Origin of the sequence: Amycolatopsis sp. SID8362 (genome assembly GCF_010550475.1) — a bacterium.
GTDB lineage: Bacteria > Actinomycetota > Actinomycetes > Mycobacteriales > Pseudonocardiaceae > Amycolatopsis > Amycolatopsis eburnea.
Genome location: NZ_JAAGNB010001290.1, coordinates 1 through 1,432 on the forward strand (window position 1 = coordinate 1; position 1,432 = coordinate 1,432).

2 protein-coding genes are annotated in these 1,432 nt (G+C 74.3%); both read left to right on the top strand.

Annotated elements, in window-relative coordinates; genetic code table 11:
* A partial coding sequence (locus G3I65_RS39875; RefSeq protein ID WP_160700675.1) for a class I SAM-dependent RNA methyltransferase occupies positions 1 to 529 on the top strand: 529 nt, incomplete at its 5' end.
* Positions 530 to 563: 34 nt separating this feature from the next.
* Entirely contained in the window at positions 564 to 1,121 is a 558-nt protein-coding gene (locus G3I65_RS39880; protein WP_160700676.1) for a TIGR03086 family metal-binding protein, read from the top strand.
* The last annotated feature ends 311 nt before the right edge of the window (positions 1,122 to 1,432 follow it).

A 1,432-nucleotide genomic window follows, 5' to 3' on the forward strand; every position in this document is an offset into this window, starting at 1 on the left:
CGACTGGCACCTCGACGCCCACGGCTTCTGGCAGGTCCACCCGGCGGCGGCACCCACGCTGGCGGCGGTCGTCGCGGAGTGGGCGGAGGCCCCGGCGGGCGGCTCGGCGTGGGACCTGTACGCGGGGGTCGGGCTGTTCGCGTCGGTGCTGGCTTCCCAGGTCGGCGCGTCGGGCCGGGTCCTGGCGGTCGAGTCCGGGCGGCGCGCGGTGTCCGACGGTGAGCGGAACCTGGCGGACCTCCCGCAGGTGTCGTGGCAGGCGGGGCGCGTGGAGCACGTGCTGGAGGCGGCCGAGAAGCCGGTCGACGTCGTGGTGCTGGACCCGCCCCGCAAGGGCGCGGGCAAGGCGGTCGTCGAGTCGATCGTGGCGGGCTCCCCGGACCGGATCGTGTACGTGGCCTGCGACCCGGCGGCCCTGGCCCGCGACCTGGCGACGTTCGCCTCGCACGGGTACTTGCTGACCGATCTGCGGGCGTTCGACGCGTTCCCGATGACGCACCACGTGGAGTGCGTGGCGCTGCTGTCCTGAGTTTTTTGTCGGTGGTGGCGGTCACACTGTCGGCATGACCCCACTCGAGGACTTCGACACGGCGGCTTCGACGGTGACCGGCCTGGTTTCGGCGGTCACCGACTGGCGCGCGCCCACGGCTTGCGCGGACTGGGACGTGCGCGCGGTGGTGAACCACTTGGCGCACGGGAACGCGAAGGTGGCGTTCTGGGCGGGAGCGGGCCCACCGGCACCGGAGGGTGACTACTTGGGAGCGTCGCCGGTCGAGTCGTTCGCGGCGTCGGTCTTGCGCGCGCGTTCGGTGCTGGCGTCGCCGGGCCTGCTGACGCGGACGGTGACGACTCCGCTGGGCGAGGTGCCGGGGGTGTTCCTGGTGCACATGCGCGTGAACGAGTACGTGGTCCACGGCTGGGACATCGCGGACGCGACCGGCGCTTCGACGGACCTGCTGCCGGACCTGGCGGCGGGGGCGCTGGAGCAGTGGCGGTCCCGCTTCGGAACGGCACCACGGCAGGAGGGTGGGCCGTTCGGGCCGGAGGTGGCGGCACCGGAGGAGGCGACGGCGGCGGACCGGCTGGCGGCGTTCCTGGGGAGGAGGTCGGTGCGGAGCTGAGGGGGCTGACTGTCGGCGCGGTGGGTTGCTGCGCTGGGGTGGTTCGGCGCGGCTGTCGGCTGCTGCTCGGGTTCGCAGCGTGGCTGCTCGGCTCACCTCCTCTCGCGGAGGTCCGCGAGAGGAGGTGAGCGCTGGCAGGCCGGTTGGCGTTGTCGGGCTGATGCGCGCCGGCCGAGTGCTGCCGGCTCGCCGCGCCGCGGTGGTTCAGCGCGTCTGTCGGCTGGCTCGGGTTGGCCTGCGCGGATGGCGTTCTCGCCGCGCTCGCGGCCGGCCGGTGAGCGTTGCCGACCGCCGAGCGCGGCGGGGTCGCC

What these genes read in the sequence shown, in the direction of transcription:
- G3I65_RS39880 (WP_160700676.1), top strand. Translation starts at nt 564, where the DNA reads ATGACCCCACTCGAGGACTTCGACACGGCGGCTTCGACGGTGACCGGC.